This window comes from Microbulbifer weihaiensis (assembly GCF_048323715.1).
Classification (GTDB): Bacteria; Pseudomonadota; Gammaproteobacteria; order Pseudomonadales; family Cellvibrionaceae; genus Microbulbifer.
The window spans coordinates 709,591-730,492 of sequence record NZ_JBLWFL010000001.1 but is presented as its reverse complement, the minus strand read 5'-3'; the positions used below and the strand labels follow the sequence as shown (position 1 = coordinate 730,492).

The 20,902-nt window shown below is 57.3% G+C and carries 15 protein-coding genes; 7 read left to right on the top strand and 8 right to left on the bottom strand.

Annotated features, from left to right (window positions below):
* Nucleotides 1–32: 32 nt before the first annotated feature.
* Nucleotides 33–1,235, bottom strand: coding sequence for a pectate lyase (gene pelA, locus ACNKU7_RS03080; protein ID WP_418295492.1), 1,203 nt, complete (start codon nucleotides 1,233–1,235; stop codon nucleotides 33–35).
* A gap of 397 nt (nucleotides 1,236–1,632) precedes the next feature.
* On the opposite strand from pelA, the gene ACNKU7_RS03075 reads away from it, so the two are divergent.
* Nucleotides 1,633–1,878, top strand: coding sequence for a YdcH family protein (locus ACNKU7_RS03075; RefSeq protein WP_418295491.1), 246 nt, complete (start codon nucleotides 1,633–1,635; stop codon nucleotides 1,876–1,878).
* Between the two features lie 119 nt (nucleotides 1,879–1,997).
* Here ACNKU7_RS03075 and ACNKU7_RS03070 read toward each other — a convergent pair whose 3' ends face one another.
* From ACNKU7_RS03070 to ACNKU7_RS03050, 5 genes are all read right to left on the bottom strand, one after another.
* Nucleotides 1,998–4,202 carry a S9 family peptidase gene (locus ACNKU7_RS03070; protein ID WP_418295490.1) on the bottom strand — a complete coding sequence of 735 codons (2,205 nt, stop codon included), beginning with the start codon at nucleotides 4,200–4,202 and terminating at the stop codon, nucleotides 1,998–2,000.
* Between the two features lie 150 nt (nucleotides 4,203–4,352).
* On the bottom strand, nucleotides 4,353–5,771 hold the full coding sequence (locus ACNKU7_RS03065) for a sodium:solute symporter family protein (protein ID WP_418295489.1): 1,419 nt from the start codon (nucleotides 5,769–5,771) through the stop codon (nucleotides 4,353–4,355).
* Between the two features lie 54 nt (nucleotides 5,772–5,825).
* On the bottom strand, nucleotides 5,826–6,215 hold the full coding sequence (locus ACNKU7_RS03060) for a RidA family protein (RefSeq protein WP_418295488.1): 390 nt from the start codon (nucleotides 6,213–6,215) through the stop codon (nucleotides 5,826–5,828).
* Nucleotides 6,216–6,289: 74 nt separating this feature from the next.
* Nucleotides 6,290–7,735, bottom strand: coding sequence for an N-acyl-D-amino-acid deacylase family protein (locus ACNKU7_RS03055; RefSeq protein ID WP_418295487.1), 1,446 nt, complete (start codon nucleotides 7,733–7,735; stop codon nucleotides 6,290–6,292).
* A 24-nt stretch (nucleotides 7,736–7,759) separates the two neighbouring features.
* Complete coding sequence (locus ACNKU7_RS03050; RefSeq protein ID WP_418295486.1) at nucleotides 7,760–8,626, bottom strand: MurR/RpiR family transcriptional regulator; 867 nt, start codon at nucleotides 8,624–8,626, stop codon at nucleotides 7,760–7,762.
* Nucleotides 8,627–8,813: 187 nt separating this feature from the next.
* Here ACNKU7_RS03050 and ACNKU7_RS03045 point away from each other — a divergent pair, with 187 nt between their 5' ends.
* From ACNKU7_RS03045 to ACNKU7_RS03035, 3 genes are all read left to right on the top strand, one after another.
* Nucleotides 8,814–10,025 (top strand): amino acid deaminase, encoded by a 1,212-nt coding sequence (locus ACNKU7_RS03045; RefSeq protein ID WP_418295485.1) that lies wholly within the window; start codon nucleotides 8,814–8,816, stop codon nucleotides 10,023–10,025.
* Between the two features lie 144 nt (nucleotides 10,026–10,169).
* Nucleotides 10,170–12,593, top strand: a complete 2,424-nt coding sequence (locus ACNKU7_RS03040) for a beta-N-acetylhexosaminidase (RefSeq protein WP_418295484.1) — start codon at nucleotides 10,170–10,172, stop codon at nucleotides 12,591–12,593.
* Complete coding sequence (locus ACNKU7_RS03035) at nucleotides 12,586–13,467, top strand: SMP-30/gluconolactonase/LRE family protein (RefSeq protein ID WP_418295483.1); 882 nt, start codon at nucleotides 12,586–12,588, stop codon at nucleotides 13,465–13,467. The genes ACNKU7_RS03040 and ACNKU7_RS03035 overlap by 8 nt, the downstream gene beginning before the upstream one ends.
* A 243-nt stretch (nucleotides 13,468–13,710) precedes the next feature.
* Here ACNKU7_RS03035 and ACNKU7_RS03030 read toward each other — a convergent pair whose 3' ends face one another.
* The gene (locus ACNKU7_RS03030; RefSeq protein ID WP_418295482.1) at nucleotides 13,711–16,881 is read right to left on the bottom strand and encodes a TonB-dependent receptor; all 3,171 of its coding nucleotides are present in this window, start codon (nucleotides 16,879–16,881) and stop codon (nucleotides 13,711–13,713) included.
* A gap of 676 nt (nucleotides 16,882–17,557) precedes the next feature.
* Here ACNKU7_RS03030 and ACNKU7_RS03025 point away from each other — a divergent pair.
* The 3 genes from ACNKU7_RS03025 to ACNKU7_RS03015 all read left to right on the top strand — a co-directional run bounded on the left by ACNKU7_RS03025 (nucleotide 17,558) and on the right by ACNKU7_RS03015 (nucleotide 19,823).
* Nucleotides 17,558–18,217 (top strand): DsbA family oxidoreductase, encoded by a 660-nt coding sequence (locus ACNKU7_RS03025; RefSeq protein WP_418295481.1) that lies wholly within the window; start codon nucleotides 17,558–17,560, stop codon nucleotides 18,215–18,217.
* 198 nt (nucleotides 18,218–18,415) lie between these two features.
* On the top strand, nucleotides 18,416–18,892 hold the full coding sequence (locus tag ACNKU7_RS03020) for a hypothetical protein (protein ID WP_418295480.1): 477 nt from the start codon (nucleotides 18,416–18,418) through the stop codon (nucleotides 18,890–18,892).
* A gap of 46 nt (nucleotides 18,893–18,938) precedes the next feature.
* Nucleotides 18,939–19,823 (top strand): intradiol ring-cleavage dioxygenase, encoded by an 885-nt coding sequence (locus tag ACNKU7_RS03015; RefSeq protein WP_418295479.1) that lies wholly within the window; start codon nucleotides 18,939–18,941, stop codon nucleotides 19,821–19,823.
* A 224-nt stretch (nucleotides 19,824–20,047) separates the two neighbouring features.
* Here ACNKU7_RS03015 and fghA read toward each other — a convergent pair whose 3' ends face one another.
* Nucleotides 20,048–20,902: an S-formylglutathione hydrolase gene (gene fghA, locus ACNKU7_RS03010; protein ID WP_418295478.1), complete on the bottom strand. Its 855-nt coding sequence runs from the start codon at nucleotides 20,900–20,902 to the stop codon at nucleotides 20,048–20,050.

Sequence of the window (20,902 nt, the reverse complement as noted above, 5' to 3'; positions counted from 1 at the left end):
AGACGGCGGAACAATGGAAACAAACACCGGCTTCAGGGCCGGTGTTTGTTTTTCCACTTCGCATATTCCTTCAGGACCTTGTAGGGACGTTCGGTATACCAGCCGTATCCCGCGCGGCGCTCTTCTGACACCTGGCCCAATTCGAAATACACTTCACCGTTGCGATCACCAAATACCGGACGGTCGCTGTCGATATCGTAAAAGCGTGCCCATAGCGGGCTCGCGTCATCATCCGCAATCAGTTCCTTGTATTCATACCTGGCGCGCTCGTAGCGGAAGCCGTTTATTTTGTGCTGCTCGAACCATTCGACGGCGTGTTCGAGCGCGCGCACAACCGCTGGCGGCGGGTTATCCACAGCCATCAGGAACAGCACCAGATCCGCACTTTCACTGGTGGCCAGGGCCACCGGCTCGAAGGCCCTCGCTGACGTCGGTTGCAGTGTCGCGGCATCGTGCTGAGCGCCCCAGATAGTCGGCCGGTCATCGATGATCACCTGGGTATCCACCAGCATTTGCAAACCGCGCTGCAGGCTCGCCTGCGCCTGCCGCCTCAGGGCCGCCGGGACAAATGCGAGACGTTCATCTCCGCGTGCCACGGCCCCCACCATATTCAGCAGGTTGGCAATGGCATCGTCATTGAAGGTGATGTCATCGTGGTATTTTCCCCGCAGGGGAAAGGTCTGCGGCCAGCCGCCATTGGGGTACTGGGCGAGGATCACCAGTTTCAGTGCACGCAGCGCAGAATCACAATAGCGCTTATCCGCAGTGGCATTACAGGCATTCACCATCACCCAGAACTGAACGCTGGTGGCGTAGTTGTCGAAGGTGGGCACATAGTCTTTTTCCTTACCAAATTCCTGCCCCGGCCTGCGCGGCGCACTCCCCATATCGGTGCGCTTCGACCAGCCGCCGGAAGGGGTCTGGAATGACAGCACCACATCCGCAATACGCCGCCCCTCCGCGCTGGCGATAAACACGGCATCACCGGTTGCCAGCTTTGCATCGAACCCGAAGCGTTTCGCAGCTGGTGCCGCGAGGGGTCTCTTGAGGCCGCTCTGCTGCACTTCCCTCTTCAGCGCATTCTGATCCAGCGCATGGAAGTGTTCAGACAGTGCTCGGTACTCCTGCATTGTGCGGGCAGGGTTGGCCGTTTCCACAGCCCTGGAATCACCAGAGCATCCGGCCAGGAGCACAAGGGAAGCAAAGGCAGCAGTCAGCGGTTGGCTAAATTTCACACAAGCACCTGTCAGACAGAATTCATTATTTGGTCTTACCAAAAACGATGCTATCAAACTCGATTCCCCGGTGAAACTACATATGGCAAGGCGCTGGAGTATTGGCGACGCTGCTCCGGAAGCCAGTGGTGGCGAAAATGAACCGCGGGGTATCCAGGATCTACAGGCCACGGCCCGTGGGTCTGCATGTCGTCCAAGAGATCGGAGCCGAGGTCACACCGCATGTTTTCGCAACTAATTGTCATTCGTATAGACATAAAACGGGGCGCCAGCTGTCACCAAATTGCACGCGAAACACCAGAATCGTGGACTTATGGCGCGTAAACGAACCGCTAAACTGTAATCAGGGAGTACCCTGAAACCACCCATTCAAACCGACAGTCTGGAGATCACGCCAATGCCCATTCGCGCTCACACCCTGGAAGCCGACTTCCCCGAATATGCCGCAACCATCCGCCAGATGCGCCAGGAAGATGTGGATTTCAAGATAGAGAGCGACGACTACAACAAACTGGACAAGGAAATTCGCGGTCTGGAAGAGCGCGGCGTTGCCACCGACGACAATCATTTCAATGAACTGAAAATCCGTCGCGCGCATATGAAAGACCGGCTTTACCGGCGGCTCAGGAATGGGCATGGATAACGGTTGCCCCAATACCGGGACAGCCGTTATCCGGAAAACCTGCCGGACAGGCCGGCAATAAAAAAGGGCTTCGCATCGCGAAGCCCTTTTCATTCAATGTCACTAAACCCTGAACAGACTTACAGGTTGCGATCGAAGAAGTCTTTCATCATCTGGTGCCAGTGCTTGCGAGTCTCCTTGCCGCGCAGGCTGTGCTTCTTGCCCGGGTAGGTCATCAGTTCAAACTGCTGGCCGTTGTCCTGCAACTGCTTGATCAGGCGAGTGGTATTGGAGAACAGCACGTTGTCATCCGCCATCCCGTGGTAGATCAGCAGCGGGCCCTTGAGGTCTTTCGCATACGGAAATACCGACGATGCCTCGTAAGCTTTGGGTACCTGGTTCGGGTTGCCCATGTAGCGTTCGGTGTAATGGGTATCGTAGAGGCCCCAGTCAGTCACCGGCGCGCCGGAAATCCCCGCCTTGAAATAGTCCCCGGCCTTGAACATGGTCATCAGTGCCATATAGCCGCCGTAGCTGTGGCCGTAGACACCGATGCGCTCAGGATCCACAAACGGCAGGGTGCGCAGGAATTTAACCCCGGTCACCTGGTCGTCCACCTCGACAGAGCCCATTTTCTTGAAGATCGGGTCTTCAAACTTTTTGCCGCGGTTGGCGGAGCCGCGATTGTCTACGGTAAAGACCACATAGCCCTGCTGCGCCATGTACTGGTTGAACGGACGATCCCAGCCGTTGGTGACCAGCTGTGCGTGCGGTCCGCCGTACAGGAACACCATAACCGGGTAGGTTTTTTTCGGGTCAAAGTCCGCCGGCTTGTACATGCGGTAGTACAGCGTATGCCCTTCCGGTGCCTTGATGGTGCCGAATTCAGGCGCGATCCAGTCACTCATGTACGGGTACAGCGGGTGGCCTTTTTCCACCTTGTTTTCTTCCAGCCAGGTTACGCGCTTGCCATCAGTTCCGTGCAGGCTCACCTGGGCCGGTGTGGTGGGGTTTGAATAAGTATCGATATAACCGGATGCATCATCCGCAAACTCGATCGAATGCATACCGGCGCGGGACGAAATCTTGTCGATGCCGGATTTGCCGTCGAGCCCCGCTACGTACAGGTGCCGTTCCAGCGGCGTATCTTTGCGTCCGCTGAAATACACCTTGCCCGCTTTCTCGTTTACCGCTTCCAGCTCGTCGATGGCCCAGTCACCAGCGGTCAGCTGCGCCAGTTGCTTGCCGGCAAAGTCGTACAGGTACAGGTGCTTGAAACCGTCTTTCTCGGATGCCCAGATAAAACGGTCGCTGTCTTTGAGGAAGCGCAAGTCATTGTGCAGGTTCACCCAGGTGTCACTGCGCTCAGTCAGCGCGGTGCGGGTCTTGCCAGTGGCGGTATCGACAAATCGCAGCTCCAGGGTCTGCTGGCTGCGATCCTGCCACTGATAGCTCAGCAGTTCGTCGCGCGCCCATTTGACGCGGGGAATGTAGATATCTTCATTTTTGCCCAGGTCCAGCCAGCGGGTTTTACCGCTGGCGAGATCCAGCACCCCCAGTTTGATCTTGACGTTGGGGCGGCCCGCTGCGGGGTAACGCTGCTGGATCATGTCGATGCGATCCGCGTAGATTTCGCTGCGGGTCACTTCGTCGACGGGGGACTCATCCACCTGCAGATAAGCTATCTGCTTTTCATCCGGTGACCACCAGTAGCCGGTCATACGGCCCATTTCTTCCTGGGCCACAAACTCGGCCATACCGTTTTTGATCGCGCCATCTTTCGCGCCGCCATCAGTGGTGAGCTGGCGCTCCTGACCAGTTTTCAGGTCCACCACGAAAATATTCTGGTCGCGGATAAAGGAGACAAAATGGCCCTTGGGGGAAACCCGCACATCGGTTTCAAATGCTTCGGTTTCGGTCAGGCGTTTTGGCTTGGCGTTGGCGACGTCGTAGTAGAAAACATCCCCGGCCAGCGGGAACAGCAGCGACTTGCCGTCTTTGGACCAGCTGTATTCCATAATGCCGCTGCCAAAAATACGCTGGCGCTCGCGACGGGCCTTTTCCTCGTCGGAAAGGTTCTCCTCACCCTTGTGCAACCGGTCGGAGTTGACCAGCATCCGGGTTTCACCGTCCTTGATACTGTATTCCCACAGGTCGTAGCGGTTGTAATCCTCTTTGCGCCCCTGGAGGAAGGTCACCCGGCTGCCGTCGGGTGAGTACTGCAGTGCGCGGGGGCTGGCGCCGCTCAGGGCAGGATCTGAGAATATTCTGTCGATCGTCAACTCTTCAGCAGACGAATATCCGGAAATCCCGGCAAGAATCAGGGGGAGAACAAGACGCTTCATAGTTTTGGAATCGGTCACACGTAGTTTGGGGATAAAACCGCACATCGCTGCGGCGTCATTTCCCTCATTCTAACGCGAAACCCTTCTCCCATGCCGCATAGGGAACCTCAGCTCCCCGCAGTCTGTGGCCACTTCGTCCCACCGCCGCCCCTAGGTCGCACGCTGATCAACAGACTCCATATCGGTTTTATCCACAGAAGCCGCTGGCCGATACGCCCAGCTCACGACAACCCCGGCCAGCAGGGCGGCCAGCACCGCGGGAATAATCGGATTTCCCCAGAATGAGTTGACGGTAGCCATGACCAGGATGGAAGTCAGGGAACCCGCCACCAGGGAAGCCAGCGCTCCCCGCCAGGAGTATCCAGGCCAGAAACGCCCGAGAAGGCCGCATACAAACAGGCCCGACATGATGGTGGAAATCATTTTGCCGATGTAGCCGATCAGGTCATCCGACAGCAGTGCAAGCCCGAGGGCCGCGCCAATGACCACAACCAGGCCCCAGCGGGAACGGCGGATGCCGTCGGCCGGTGTGGTTTGTGACTGCCGAGTGGAAAAGTCCCGCACCAGCACACTCACACCGGCGATGGCATCGGAACTGGCGCTGGACATAGTGGCCGACAGCCCGGCAAGCAGTACCGCCACACCGATGCCAACCGGCAGTACCTGCAGCGCCAGGAAAGGAAACGCATGGTTACGGTTCTCCAGCTCCCCGTTCAGGGCAAAAGCGCACATACCGATCACCGCAGGCACCAGCGAAAAACCGAAGTACAAAATGCCGGAGAGATAAAATGAGCGGCGCACAGAAGCAACACTGCGCGCAGAGTAGATACGCTGGCGAAATGACGGCGTAGCCAACACTCCAACCGCGATCACCAGCGCCAGGGAAACACCGGGCACAAGCCCGATCGCTAGCGGCGCCGCACTACCAGTTTCCGCTTGCGCCGCCAGCATACCCTGCCAGCCGCCGACCTGGTCCAGAGCAAAAAAAGCCATCAGTAAAAAGCCAACGAACAGTACCAAAGCTTGCAAGGTATCGGTCCACACCACCGCGTGGTAACCGCCAATAATCACAAATATGGCAAAACCTGCCGCCACAATCAGTTTTGACAATTGAAGGTCGATCCCTGCAACCCAGGACAGGTAAAGGCTGCCACCGAGAATATGCGCACCCAGCCAGCCCAGACAGGCGACAAAAATCAGCAGTGCCACTACTTTTTTTACCAGCGGGTGATCACCGACATAATGGGCCAGCTCTTCACTCATTGTGGAGAAACGCTGCGCGCGCGCCGGCGCAAACAGTACGCCGAGCAACAGTATCCCCACCGCGCCGCCAATACCGTACAGCGCCCCGGCCCAGCCATTTTCATAACCGAAACCCACCGCGCCCATGGAGGAGCCGGTGCCGACCATCGTGGCCACAGTAGTACCTACGGTCAGCAATAGCGGCAGGCTGCGCCCGGCCAGTAGAAAGTCGTCACCACTGCTCTGGCGGCGGCTGACAAACCAGCCCACCGCGATCAGAAAAGCGATATAGAGCGCGAAAATACTGAGAAAAAATGTGGCATTCATTGTCGGGATTTATTGTTATTGAACGCGAGTAACCGGGATGGCGTTCTGGAATTATCAGGTAGCAGGCGCCTTGTAACACACCACACCGACCTCCACTTTGCAGTCCACCACCAAATCGTTCACGGAACAAATTCGCGCAGGCGGGTTTGCGCCAAAGTTTTCCTTGAAGACTTTGTTAAACGACTGAAAATAGCGGGCATCAGTCAGGATCACCGTTACATGCACCACATCTGCCGCGCTGTAGCCGGCCTGATCCATGATTGCAAAACAGTTGTCGATGGCGAGCTGGGACTGCGCCACGATACCGCCTTCAACCACTTCGCCATCGCGCATCGGGGTCTGCCCTGAGACATACAGAAAGCCGCCGGCTTCCACTGCGCTGGAAAATGGCAGGTGTTGCCCGCCGGTACCTGTTCCACCTTCCGCACCAAACCTTTGAATCATACCTTCCCCCTGAAAATAACCAGTCAACAAACATCCGGGCCACGGGATCATGTTCCCGCGGGCCGGCTTTCGAATCAGTGCCGAAATAAAAATGCGCCGCTGCGGCTGTCGAGTACATCGCCATCGCGATATGCGCAGGTACCATTGACCCAAACCCGGGAAATTCCCCGTGCCGGTGTCAGGGGTTCCGCGTAGCTCGCCGCAGATTCCAATGTATCAAGGTCAAACAACACCAGATCCGCACAATACCCTTCGCGAATAAATCCGCGCTGTTTCAAGCCAAAGTTTCGCGCGGAAAGCCCTGTCATTTTGTGGATCGCGGTAGCCAGGTCAAACAACCCGAGGTCGCGACTGTAATGAGCCAGTACCCGCGGAAATGCGCCCCACAGACGGGGGTGTGGATGCGGGTCATTGGGCAAGCCGTCAGAGCCCACCATGGTCAGGGGGTGGCTGAGAATGTTGCGCACATCGGCGTCACTCATGCAGTGATAGACCGCACCCGCGGGCTGAAGCCTCTCTGCGGCAGCGAGGCAGGAAATGCCCCAGTCTTCTGCAATGTCCGCAAGTGGCCTGCCACTCTGGTCCGGACAAGACGTGGACCAGGTAATGAAAATTTCGGTATCGTCGGTCACCTGGGCGAGATCAAGTGTGCTGGAACTGGCGGTATAGGGATAGCAGTCACACGCCAGTTGCTGATGTTGCGCAGCCCGCTCCAGTGCGGCGAGTACTTCGCCACTGCGGCCCCAGTTGCCGCGCCCGGCACACTTGAGATGGGAAATTACCAGCGGCACGCGGTGTTCGCCGGCAGTCACCAGCGCTTCATCAATGGCATCGATAATGCGGTCAAATTCAGTTCGCAGGTGAGTGGTGTATACACCGCCCTGCTCTGCGAGCACTGCCACCATGGCCAATACTTCCGCAGTATCTGCGGCGTTCGCACTGCCATACGCGAGACCGGAACTGAGCCCTAATGCACCCTGCTGCAGCGCCTGACGCAACTGGGCGCGCATAGCCTGCAACTCCGAAGAGGAGGCACTGCGCTGTAGATCCGGCATGTGGTTGTTGCGCAGGGAAGTATGGCCCACCAGTGCAGCCACATTCGTGTTGGGACGCGCTTTCTGCACCGCGCGCGCGTAGTCTGAAAAGTACGGAAATGAAAACTGCTCGCGCCGCCCCAGCAGGTTGAGTGGATCCGGGGGCTCCGTATCGAGGGTCACCGGGCTGGCACTGATCCCGCAATTGCCGACAATAACCGTGGTTACCCCCTGGCTGATCTTTGCAGGTACCAGGGGGTTGTGGATAACTTCCAGATCGTCATGGGTATGAACATCGATAAAGCCCGGGGCGAGGCACCGGCCTTCCGCCTCAATATCCTCGTCACCCCGCTCGGGAATGCCCCCCTTGTCAACGTGCTCAATTCGTTCGATGAACCCGCCGTTGACAGCAACATCTGCGCAGAATGGCAATCCACCGCTACCATCGAAAACCTGCGCGTTGCGAATTACCGATTTGAAGCTCATCCACTGTCCTGTGAGTAATGCCGGTCAGTCCCCCAGCGGCAGACGATCCTCGCCATGCTTGTGACTGTCCAGGGTATGCTTGAGTCGCCGCAGCGCCTCGCGGCTCTTGCGTTTCTGCTTAACCGCCAGCTCCGTGGCCAACACATCGATTGCCGCCAGCATCACGTAGCGCGCGGCACTCGGCCTGAAAATGTAATCCGTTTCCAGCGGCTCGATGGGAATCACATGGTGCACAGCTTTCGCCAGCGGTGATTCCGCCACAGTGATCGCCACGGTCGCGGCACCATAATCGCGCGCGATTTCCGCCGCCTCCTGCACATCCGGGCTGTATCCTCCCAGCGACAGGCACAGCACCACGTCACCTGTGTCGATGGTCGACGCCGCCATGCGCATCAGCATGGGGTCGCAATAGGCCGTAGCCGGGAAGCCGAGTCGGAAAAAACGATGCTGGCATTCCTGGGCCATTACGGTGGAACCCCCACCAACACCAAAGACCAATACCTGCCTGGCATTGACCAGCTCAGCCACGGCCGGCTCGATAACTGCTTCAGTAATCAGCCGCGCATTGTGATCCAGCGCAGCCTTGATTTCGTCGTAAACGCCATAATTGGCACCCGGCTCGGTTTTTACTTCGGTGTAGAAACGCTGCCCAACCGCCAGTGCCTGCGCAAGGCGAAGCTTGAGGTCGCGCACATTTTTACAATCCACTGCTTTCGCAAAGCGAGTGATGGTGGCCTCACTGACCCCCGCCTTGCCCGCCAGTTCGCTGATACTGGCATGGGCCGCGAAATTGATATCGTCCAGTATGAGCCGGGCAATTTTCTGTTCGGCATCGCGCAACTGGCCGTAGTGGGCATGGATCTTCGAAACAATATCCGGTTCGTGACTCACAGCGTTTCCCAGTTTTTTTAGGTTTTTCAATAACATGACCCGAATGGGCCGACCGGATATTGATACTACGCAAGCCGGGCCAGTATAGGTATCGTGTTTGTTATTTTCAACACCAACTTTGATTTTGTGATATTTTCTACCAAGAGTGCCAACTCGTACCATTCGTAGTCTGTGAGCAGGGAGCGCCATGAAAACCAATAAGCACCAACGCAAACCAAACTTGTTGCATGAAGATGTCGCGCTTCCGGCGGCAGTGATTTACCAATCTCGCATTACCAACAATCTGCACTGGATGCAGGAGTTCGCGAACGAGCGCGATATCCTCCTTGCCCCCCACGGCAAAACCACCATGACCGCGGCGCTGTTTCAGCAGCAGCTGGCGGCCGGCGCCTGGGGAATGACCATCGCCACACCGCAGCAGGCGCGCGTTGCCGCTGAGGCTGGAGCAGAACGTGTCCTCATGGCAAACCAACTGGTGGGGCGGCAGAACTTTGCGTTGATCGAGTCCCTGCTGGTGGACTTTCCCAACCTGGATTTTTACTGCTTGGTGGATTCCGCAGCCGGGGTGCGGCAACTGGGATCGTTTTTCTGCGATAGAAAAGAACAGGCCAGAGCGCCCAAACTGCTACTCGAGATCGGTGTTCCCGGTGGCCGTACCGGTTGCCGTAACTACCAGCAGGTAAGAACCGTCTGCGAAATGCTGCAGCTGTTCCCAGCCCTGGAGCTCGCCGGGCTGGAAACCTACGAGGGCCTGATTCACGGCGAAGATGCTGAATTACGAGTACGCGCCCACCTGACCATGGTGCGGGCACTGTGCCTCGATTTACTGCATGACGATTGCTTCAGCACCGATACCGTCCTGCTCAGCGGCGCGGGTTCCGCCTGGTATGACGTGGTCGCGGAGATATTTAATGACCACAATGAAGCAAGGGTAAAAACGCTTATTCGCCCCGGCTGTTACCTGATTCACGACCGCGGTATCTATCAAAGCGCACAAACCGAAGTGATGCAGCGCCTGCACAGAACATGCAGGCCTGCAGGGGATCTCCAGTCGAGCCTGGAAGTATGGGCTTATGTGCAATCGCGACCGGAACCGGAAATGGCCATTCTCACTGCAGGCAAACGCGACGCAGCGTTTGATGCCGGACTACCGCAGCCAACCCTGCATTTTCGCCCGAACAGCGACCCACTGCCGACCCAAGCGCCGGATAACTGGCAAGTGACCGCCATCATGGATCAGCACGCGATGTTAAAGATTTCCGCGGACTGCGATCTCGAAGTCGGCGATATTGTCGCGCTCTCTACTTCCCACCCATGCCTGACCTTTGACAAGTGGCGAACAGTGCTGCTGGTGGACGATCAATACAATGTACTGGAAGCAATGGATACATATTTCTGATCTCTGTGTTTCTTGTCTATGCAAATATCAAACACGCCAAATAAAAAGATAATCATGAAATTTCAGTCTCTCCGCCCGCTTCTGCTAGCACTCTGCTGCGGCCTGCTAATGCCACTCCAATGCGCTGCAGCGGCGCAGAGCAATATGCCGCGAACGACATCCTTGCCGTTGATGCCCTATCCGCAACACGTCGTTGTGGAGAACGGAAACTTTACTCTCAATAGGGATACCCGTATTCGGATCATCGGCGACAGTACGTCGTTACTGGACGCCGCCATTGAACGCTTCCTGCAGCGGCTAGGCCAACAGCGAAATCTCACGTTAGATGTAGGCGGAAGTGCTTCCGGGACATCCGGACCTGAAGCAACGGAGATCCTGATTCAGCTGCCGCAAAGCCCAACAACCGGTGCTTTGCCACTAACACTCGCGCAGCTGCAGCAGGAGCGTGAAAAATACCAACTGCACATATCCCCGCAGCAAGTCACGCTTAGTGCAGGTGAGCCCTTGGGCATATTGCGCGGCCTGCACACCCTTTCACAGCTTATCGACAGCGAATCAGCTCCCATCCCGGCGATGCGGATAGAGGATCAGCCCCTGTACCGCTGGCGCGGCTTGATGCTGGATTCCGTACGCCATTTCTTTTCTGTCGATACCATCAAGCGCCAACTGGATGGTATGGCGGCGGCCAAGCTGAACGTTTTCCACTGGCATTTGACCGACGATCAGGGCTGGCGCCTGGAATCCCCTAGTTATCCCCGCCTGCACCAAGTCGCCTCCGGGGGCAATTACTACACTCGGGATCAGGTAAGGGACATCGTTGCCTATGCCGCAGCGCGCGGTATCGTGGTGGTTCCCGAGATTGATATGCCCGGCCACGCCAGTGCCATCGCAGTGGCGTACCCGGAATTGATGTCAGCCCCCGGCCCTTACAAGCCGGAAGACCGCTGGGGTGTGCATACGCCGCTGTTGAATCCGGCAAACCCGGACGTATTGATATTCGCGGGGAAGATCCTCGCGGAGGTCGCGGAGCTGTTCCCGTTCGAATATATCCATATCGGCGGCGATGAGGTAAACCCGGAACACTGGCAAAACAATCCGAAAATCCAGACCTATATGGCCGAGCACCAGCTCGACACGCCGCAGGATCTGCACAACCATTTCAACCTGCAGCTGACAGCTATCCTGCGCACACTGAACCGGCGCATGATCGGCTGGGATGAGGTCCTGCACCCGGATCTCGATAAAGAAGTTGCTGTGCAATCCTGGCGCGGCCCAGACGCGCTGGCGGATGCCGCCCGCGCTGGCCACCCGGCAATATTGAGTACCGGCTTCTATCTCGATCAACCCCAGTACACCGCCTACCATTACCGCAACCGGATAACACCGCAGGATGCCCCTGCCCTCCCCTCGTCCAAAGATGGCATATGGCATCATTGGGCGTTTGAATTTCCGCGCAAACGCGGCAGTGCCATCAGCGGGCAACTGACTTTATTCAGCACTGCCGGCAAAGTGACACGGGGCTTTATTACTTTCTCTGGCCAACGATCCCAGCCGCTGATGAATATTTCACAGCAGGGGCCACTAACCCGCTTTACCGTCGATACCTGGATGGGACCATTGAGTGCCCGTGTGCAACTCGAAGAGCAACAAATGTCCGGCGACTTCCTGGTGGGCAACGCGCCCTACCCGGTAACCGGAAGTTTTCTTGATACAGGTCATGCTCCGCAAGTACACGGTGCCGACATAACACTGACGGGCGAGCAGCAGCAAAATATTCTCGGCGGCGAGGCGGCACTGTGGGCGGAAATGGTGGACGAGCGCACTATCGACCTGCGCCTGTGGCCGCGCACGTTCGCGGTGGCCGAACGGCTCTGGTCCGGACAGCCCGCCCGCGATGAAGACGAACTGTACCGGCGCATGCAAGCTGCTGAACAATGGGCAGCCAGCGCATTGCCGCTGCAACATCGGCAACAGCAACAGCAGGCACTTGCGCGGCTGCTGTCACCGGAACTGGTCGACGCCGGTATCAACCTGAGCGCGGTTCTCGAGCCCGCCCACTACTACCATCGCCATCATGAAAAGTCGGCTCACGCCACTTATTCGCGCCGCGACCCGCTGAACCTGCTCGCAGATTCCCTGCCGGTGGAAAGCCTGGCCCTGCGCGAATTCCGCAATCTCGGACAATCCCTAACCCTTAACCCCAAACACAACGCCGACTGGAAAATTTTTCAGCACAGCCTTCTCCATCTGTGGCGCGCTGCGCAGGCGGCGGAGCAGATACTGACAACCCTGCCACAATCAAAGCGAAGTGACGAGATTCAGAAAATTGCAGAGCTTGCGATACTGCAGTCGGAACTGGGCTTCGAGATTGTCAGTCGGTATTCGGATCAGCGCCCTTACAGCCACGATGAAGAAATTGCAGTCCGGGAAAAACTCGATCGGCTTAATGGTATGCACCATGAAATGGCCTTCCCCGCCGCTTATGTACTGGAACAGCTCTGCGACCTGTTACAGTATTCGATCACGGCACCGGAAAAAATAACCAATGAGGAATCCACCGATGTTTAAGCTGTCTCGTTTCCACTACTGCCTTCCTGGCCTGCTTGCGCTCAGTATCCAGGGCTGTGTGCCGGGTGAAGCGGAGTCCTCGATAGACACCCGGGACTGGATGCCACAAGGCAGTTTTACTACAGGCATCGAGGGGCCGGCGAGTGGGCCTGATGGCAGCCTCTATGTGGTCAACTATGAAAAGCAGGGCACCATTGGCAAGATATCCGGCGAGAGCGTTGGTGAACTCTGGTTGCAATTGCCCGGCAACAGTGTGGGTAACAGTATCCGCTTCAACCAGCAGGGCGAAATGTTTGTGGCGGATTATGTGGGCCACAATATTTTCCGTATCGACAGTAACAGCGGTGAAATCCTGCAGACCTACCACAACCCGGACATGCACCAGCCCAACGACCTGGCGCTGGCCGCAAACGGCACAATTTATGCGAGTGACCCCAGCTGGTCTACCAATAGCGGTCAACTGTGGCGGCTTGATACCGACGGCACTTTTACCCTGCTGGAAAAAGACATGGGCACCACCAACGGCATCGAGCTGAGCCCGGATAACAAGAAGCTGTACGTGAATGAAAGCGTGCAGCGCACGGTGTATGTGTACGATGTGCTGGACAGTGGTGATCTCGCCAACAAGCAGCTCTTCATGCAGTTTGATGACCACGGGTTAGACGGCATGAAAACGGATACTGAAGGAAACCTGTATATCACCCGTTATGGTGCTGGTGTGGTATTGAAAGTTTCTCCGGAAGGAGAGGTTTTGCGTACTATTCACTTACAAGGACAACACCCCACCAATATTGCCTTTAGCCTCGATGGTCGGAGTGCTTTTGTAACTATGCAGAAGCGCGGTGCCATCGAACACTTCTCTACGAAGTTCTAAAAAATTTTAGCGGTGGCGCTGCGGGGTGCAGCCTTGCCTGCCAGACCTTCCGCAGAGCGACCTCGCGGAAGAGCCCCCATGGATGGGTTCACGGGGGGGGGGCCTAGCTCGTGTCTGGCAAGGCTGTGCCCAGCAGCGGCACCGCCACCAGTCTACCTACAAGCACAAAAAGCCCACCCGCTTTTGGCGGGTGGGCTTTTTAATTCACGCAGCCGAGAGGTAAATCGGCTCGGTTTTCAGGCTTTAGAACTTCGCACGCAGCCCAAGGGCATAACGCCGGTCAGTAATGAAGTTCAGAGAGTCGGTACGAGTACCATTCTGATCCAGCTGCAACTGGGTGCGGGTTTCCGTATTCAGGATATTGCTTGCTTCCAAACCGACCTGAATATAATCCGTTACGTCGTAATAAACCGAGCCATCCAGGAAGCCCGCAGCCTTGGCATAAACCGGCGCGAACTCGTTGGAGTCGCGGCGGGTTACCAGGTACTCGGAGCGCCAGTTGTAGGCCAAGCGTGCAGACACATCACCGTACTCGTACATACCCACGATGTTGTAGTTTTCATCTGAGTAGCCCGGCAGCGGCAGGTCGGTGAAGGCGCGGAAGCTGTTGCGGCTGTCGCGCTCCGGCTCACCGTTGTTATCGAAGCGTACTGCACCCAGTTGCTCGTCGCTCATCGGATCGTTCAGGTTGTTCTGGTCGATGTAGGTGTAGTTCATCTGTACACCCAGGCCACTCCAGGCACCCGGCAAATTCTCGAAGAACTGGCTGTAGGAGATCTCGAAGCCCTGAATGGAACCCTCACCGTCGTTCGCCGGACCGTTGAAGGACACTTGCTGGGTAACACCAGTGCGCGGATTGGTGATATCTGTCAGGAATGGACGCTCGCGGAACAGGTTGTCGATGTCCTTGCGGAACAGCGCCAGTGTCAGCGAGCCGGTGTCGGAGAAATACCACTCGGTGCTGAGATCCAGGTTGGTGGCCTTTTCCGGTTCAAGGAACGGGTTGCGGGCGGAGCCGTAGAGCTCCACGCTGCCGGGAACAATGCCAACCACTGGACCGCCCACCTCAGAGCGCTCCACTTCGTAACGCACATCAATCACGCGCGAACTGCGGGTGTCCTGCAGGTTCGGGAAGTACAGGCTCTGGGAAGCGCCGAAACGCATGATCACATCGTCTTTGACATTCACCGCCACGTTTAAGCTCGGCAGCACGGTGCTGTAGTCAGTGCCGTCGGTGGTGGCCACGGAACCCTGACCGTCGGCAAACGCCAGCAACTCCTCGCTCAGAAACTCCGCGCCTTCCCCATTCGCGGTCGGCATCACCGTGTAACCCGTGGACTGCAGCTGGTAGCTCACATAGCGCAGGCCCATGTTGCCGCGGTACGGCATATCCAGGGTGTCATCGGCGAAGTCGAAACGCACATAGGCTTCCGCGCGCTTCTCGTTACTGGAGGTTACGTCGTGCGGTGCAAAAGGGCTGCCCGGTGCAATGCGCCCGGCCATGTCCACGGTTGCCTGGTAGCAGTTGGGATTGCTCTGACCGAGGCCTGGTGTCGGTACCGCGCCAGGTTCACTGCCATAGGGCGCGGTATTGAAGCCGTTCTCGCAGGCACGGCGCATGAAGTTGGCGAAGTCCTCGGCAGAGTCCATCTTAATGAACAGGAAATCGCTGCGGCCCTTCAGCACGTCGCCGTCGTAGAAGTCACTCCAGTCCTGGCGCTCGAACTCCTCCGGGATCACGTAGAAATCGCCGTTGTTGGACAGCGCTGTATTCCATGGGGTGTTGACTGCGCCCCAGTTGGAGTACTCGGTGTCGCGCACGGTGAGATCCTTGTCGGAACTGTACACACCACCGCTCAGGGTACGCGCCCAACCGTCGCCAATTTCAAACTCCACATCCAGTTTTATCGCATCCATGGTGGCATCGGCATCGATCGCGGTATCGATCGCGGTGGCCAGAAACACATCCGGGCGCAATCCATCCCAATTCTGCGTGTAATCCGGCTCGAACATACGATCACTCAGGAACTCGACCGCCGGGGTGCTGCCACGCAGATCCAGGTACACGTCGGATACCGTGTGTTGGGCGCGGGCGTTGATGCCGTTGTTGATCATTTCTTCGGTGGCATCCACGCGCTGCACATCGAGCGCCAGCTTCAGGCGGTCAGTGGCCTGCCACTCCACATTGAACGAAAGATCCTCGACCGAGGACTCCTCATTGTTGAATCGGGAGGACAGGTGCGTTGGCATCTCGCCGCCGAAACTCAGAACGCCGCTGGTGAACCTGTTGTTCTCATCCCAGGTGGGCATCTGGTCTGCAGAAACAGTGGCATCAGTGCGAATGCGGTGATCCCACCACTGCACCGGTTCGAAGCCTTGCGCCTGTGGCCCGATCACGTTTTCACGCCAGGTCAGGGAGGCATCAGAGCGCACGTACTCCAGCGTGGTGATAACGCTGTCATCCGGACTCCGCCACTGGAAGGAGGTGGCGAAGCCGGTGCGCTCGCGGTCGTTCTCGGCGGTGCGCAGAGAGTACTGACCGGGGGTGTAGTAGACGCTGCCAGCAGGCTGCTCCGGGAAGGCGACCGGCCCTTCCACCGGAGAATCCGACGCGGTGCCACCGATTACGGTTCCGGTACTGTCCCAAGCCGGCGGAATGTTGATGTGCGCGTCGCCGCGGGAGTAGAAATTAGCTACACCGACACCGTCGCCGCGGGTGGCTAGTTCGGCGTGGGAGGCCGACACCAGGAAGCCGAAGTCACCGGCGTCGGTCTCCCACACGTCGCTGAACAGACCGGAGAAAGTCGGCGTGCTCTCTTCGCGGAAATCACCGTAGTTGCTCTTTACAGTACCGGCAATCATCTGTTCACCGGAGTCCAGGGGCTTGCGGGTGATCAGGTTGACCGTGCCGGCGACACCACCTGCGATCATATCCGCGGTCTGGTTTTTCACTACTTCCACCGCGCCCAACAATTCCGGGGAAATATCTTCAAAGTTGAGGCCGCCATTGCGGGTGGCGCTGAAGGAGTCACGCCCGTTGATCTCGCTGCGCACGCGGTCAAGGCCGCGTACTAGCACCCCGGTACCTTCGTCGGCATAGTGATTGGGGTCATCGGAAGCAGCAAATCGCTCGATGCTGACACCGGGCACCCGCTGCAGAGCCTCAGTGACGGACTTGTCCGGCAGTGCGCCGATATCCGATGCAGTGATCACGTCTTTGACGGTATCACCATCGCGCTTCATCGCCTGTGCGGATTGCAGTGTTGCGCGGATATCGCCGTAAACAACAACTTCCTCTACCGACTCGCCGCTAGACGGTTCCGCTTCCTGAGCCACAGCCTGAGCCGGCAGGATGCCATACACGGCACTGCAAACCGCGATACTCAGAAGCTTGTGATTGAATTTCCTTGGCATGGCTAACCCTCGGTGGTGTTCATTTTTATTGGTGAGAAAGCACTACCCCAGGCACTCCCTGCCCAGTGCTTTCTTTATTACCTCTCCTAAAGTCTTGCGCGATCGCCACACCACTTACGAATCAGTTTCTCCATCGCGAACCGGCGCGAAAAAGAAGCTCCGGGTTCCCCCGCAAATGGCGAAGCTGGCGGAGGTACCCGACTACGAGCGGTACAAGGTGGCTCATAATGAGTGACTGGCGATGCCAGCGCGTAAGGAAAACATATCAATCAGGAAAATAACTTTCAATAATTAAAATTATTTTTGGTATAAATTTTCATAGCCAGCCTGTATTTCGCTGAAATGAGCGCCAACCGGGCATTTCCGCCACCGATGGCCACGTCGGATTACAGGGAAATAGCCGGCGAAATGCGTCAACTGTGTCACAGTTTGGACAGGCCAACGGCAGACAAACCGCCCCCCAAGGTCAGGCCAGCTAGATTGGATTGCAGTTCAACGGAAGAAATGGCGTGCGCGATCTGCCCGAGAGACCCTGAGAAGCCGCGATGCCTCTACCCTGTCTCCCTGGTGACCAAAAAGAGATTATCCGACCAAGGAATTGATCAAGAGCATTTACACGCCAAGCAGTGCCCGCCATTATGTAATGTCAGAACAGATGAGAGATGACGAGGCGACCATGAGCCGGCCCTACCTGAGAATCGACATAGTCTCTGACATTGTTTGCCCCTGGTGTGCCATCGGCTACCTGCGCCTGCAACAGGCCATCCAGACCAGCCCTCACCAGTTCGATATCAACATTGTCTGGCACCCTTTCGAGCTGAACCCGCACATGGTCGAAGCCGGTGAGAATCTGCAGGAACACATCACTGGCAAATACCGGATTTCCACCGAGCAAAGCGAGGGTAATCGCCAACACCTGAAATCCCTTGGACAGGATCTCGGTTTCGACTTCAACTTCACTGACGATATGCGCATCTACAACACCCGCCGCGCCCATATCCTGATGCACTGGGCTGAACCCACCGGCAAGCAGACCGATCTGCAACTGCGCCTGTTCAACGGCTACTTCACCGAAGGCAAATGCCTCAGCCACGACAGTATCTTGCTCGACGCGGCAGAAGCCGTGGGCCTGGACCGGGAAGCCGCCGCCGCAGCACTCGACGACCCGGCCATGGCGCGCCAGACCATGGCCCGTGAAGAGCAGCTGGTGCTGCAGGGAATCCAGGGGGTTCCGCTGTTCATGTTCAATCACGATTACGCCATCAGCGGCGCCCAGGAAACAGAAGTGTTTCTTCAGCAACTGGAACAGATTGCCACTGCCGGCTCGTACCTCTGATCTCCCGGTCGCCCCTGCGGCAACAGCCAACGCCGCAGGAACAGCCCCCCTTACTTGCAAAGCGGGTCTCCTTTCCCCTGCCAAATAGCCTCCAAAAATCGCGCACTTAACAATCGTTAACCCAACTTTACTTCTGGTGAACCAACAGAACGCTTATTTTATGGTCACATGAGCTCTGATAATTACGGAGCAAATTCCATGAAATATATCGCGGCCATTGCAGCCATTGCCTCACTCGCGGCGTGCTCCAGCACCCCCAAGGCTCCGCCGGTATTTTCCGAGTCACTGATCACCAATATCACTGAACAGGGCAACCGCATGTTCACTTACACCGCCACGGTTAACGGCGGAGGCGGCGGTGAAGCCCCTGGTGGTCGCGGAGGCAGAGGCGGCCCTGGTGGTGGCGGTCCCGGAGGCGGTATGGGTGGCGGCCCTGGCGGTGGCATGGGTGGAGGACCCGGCGGCGGTATGGGCGGTGGACCCGGTGGTGGTATGGGTGGCGGACCCGGTGGCGGCATGTCCAGCAAGATGCGCATAGACCCGGACAAGGCTGCCCAGGAACGCCTCGAGGAAGTACTCACCAGCACCAATTACTGCCGGCACGGCTGGTTTGTTATCGAGAAAAACACCCAGCAGGGTTCTGTGGAAATCAAGGGTGAGTGCCGCGCGGGCTGACCCAAACCAATAAGTAAAAATCAACGACTCACAAGGCGAGAACACAATGGACAACGAAAAACCAAATGGGCCGGTAGTTCCCACCTTGCCATCGGTCGAGACCGCAACCGAAAAGCCCTTTAGCCGCAGGCAGGTACTTTCCACACTGGGTTTGACCGGTGCCGCACTGTTGGCCGGCTGTAAAAATGGTGGCGGTTCTGGCGGCGGTTCAGGTTCCGGCAGCTCTTCCAGTAGCTCCTCCTCCGGCGGCTCTTCCAGTAGCAGCTCTTCATCTGGTAGTTCGTCTTCCAGCGGTTCTTCAAGCAGTTCGGGCAGTAGCTCCGGTGGTACCACACCAGGCAGCTGTACGCTGATTCCGGAAGAAACCGAAGGGCCCTACCCTCTGACCGCAGTGCTGAGCAATTCCGCTATGGTGCGCGCCGATATCACCGAGGGCAAAACCGGGGTACCGTTGAAACTGGCACTAAACCTGGTGGACGTAAACAACGACTGCGCTCCCATTACCAATGCGACCGTATATGTCTGGCATTGCGACAAGGACGGTGTGTACTCCGGTTATTCACAACCGGGTGCAGATGCCCGCGGTGAAACCTTCTGTCGCGGTATCCAGGATGTGGACAGTGATGGCATGGTGCTGTTTGAAACCATCTACCCGGGCTGGTACACCGGTCGCATTACCCACATTCACTTCCAGGTATTCCTGTTCAGCAGCGGCACCGCAACTGCCACTTCACAGATTGCCTTCCCGGAAGAAATTACCCGCGCAGTGTACGATTCCACACTCTATGCAGACCACGGACAGAACAGCTCGGTGAGCAGCTTTTCCGCTGATAATGTGTTTAGTGATGGGGTGAGTTTCCAGTTGGCAGAAGTAGCCGGGGATGTGGAAAACGGTTATGTGGCGACGTTGCAGGTAGGTATCGCCGTCTGACGCATTTCCAACAATTGGAAGTTATCTAAGGCCAGTAGAATCTGCAAATCGTTGGGATAAGGTGCCGATAGCGGGTGTGGTCTTGCGTGACCGTATGCGGCCTGGATGGCCGCATCCGAGCCCCCAGGGATGGGTTTACGGCGTGTCACGCAAGACCATACCCGGTAGCGGTGCCGCCACAGCTCTTTCCGAAAAACTAGAAAAGCCGTGGCAACAAGGTCAATTTAATGCGCGAGCAAATAATCCGCGTGGAAGCGCAGATGCTGCTCAATAAACGAGGCGATAAAGTAATAGCTGTGATCGTACCCGGTATGGTGTTCGACCTTGACCGGATAACCCGCCGCTTCCGCAGCAGCCTCCAGCGCATTCGGCTTCAGCTGCTGCTCGAGGAACTGGTCGTCTTCCCCCTGTGAAATCAGCATCGGCATGCGTTCAGTAGCACGACTCAGCAGCACCGTCGCATCGTACTCTTCCCACAACGTTTTATCGGAACCCAGATAGGCCGAGAAGGCTTTCTCGCCCCACGGGCATGCCATGGGATTACAGATCGGGCTGAACGCCGATACCGAGGTATAGCGGCCCGGGTTTTTCAGTGCGATTGTCAGGGCACCGTGCCCGCCCATCGAGTGGCCGGAAATTGCGCGGCGTCCGCTGACCGGGAAATGCGCTTCAACCAGCTGCGGCAGTTCTTCCACAATGTAATCGTACATGCGGTAGTGCTGTTTCCAGGGCTGCTGGGTGGCGTTCAGGTAAAAGCCGGCACCCTTGCCCAGGTCGTAACCCTCATCATCGGCAACCTCATCACCGCGCGGACTGGTATCCGGTATCACCAGCACAATGCCCAGCTCCGCCGCCATACGCTGGGCGCCGGCCTTCTGGGAAAAATTTTCATCGGTACAGGTTAACCCCGAGAGCCAGTACAGCACCGGGAATTTCTGCTCCGTTTCTTTGGTATCCGCCGCAATGGGTGGCAGATAAATGGCAAAGCGCATTTTGCAGTCGAGCACCTGTGACTGGTGCTCATACTGCCGCTGCGCGCCGTCAAAACAGCGGGTTTCGCTGACTAGTTCGATCGACAT